Source organism: Lactococcus sp. DD01 (assembly GCF_001578715.1).
GTDB classification, from domain to species: Bacteria; Bacillota; Bacilli; order Lactobacillales; family Streptococcaceae; genus Lactococcus; species Lactococcus petauri.
Map to the genome: position 1 here is coordinate 1 of NZ_KQ968974.1, position 217 is coordinate 217.

At 33.6% G+C, this 217-nt stretch carries 1 pseudogene; it reads left to right on the forward strand.

Going from position 1 to position 217, the window contains the following annotated elements:
- Window positions 1–217: pseudogene (locus tag LACDD01_RS12585) on the forward strand (hypothetical protein); the annotation flags it as partial.

The following is a 217-nucleotide window of genomic DNA, read 5'->3' on the forward strand; positions in this document are numbered from 1 at the left end:
ACTTGTTGATTCTGAATCACTTGTTGATTCTGAATTACTCATTGAATCAGTTGTTGATTCTGATGCAGACTCTGAGTTACTTGTTGATTCTGAATCACTTGTTGATTCTGAATTACTCATTGAATCAGTTGTTGATTCTGATGCAGACTCTGAGTTACTTGTTGATTCTGAATCACTTGTTGATTCTGAATTACTCATTGAATCAGTTGTTGATTCT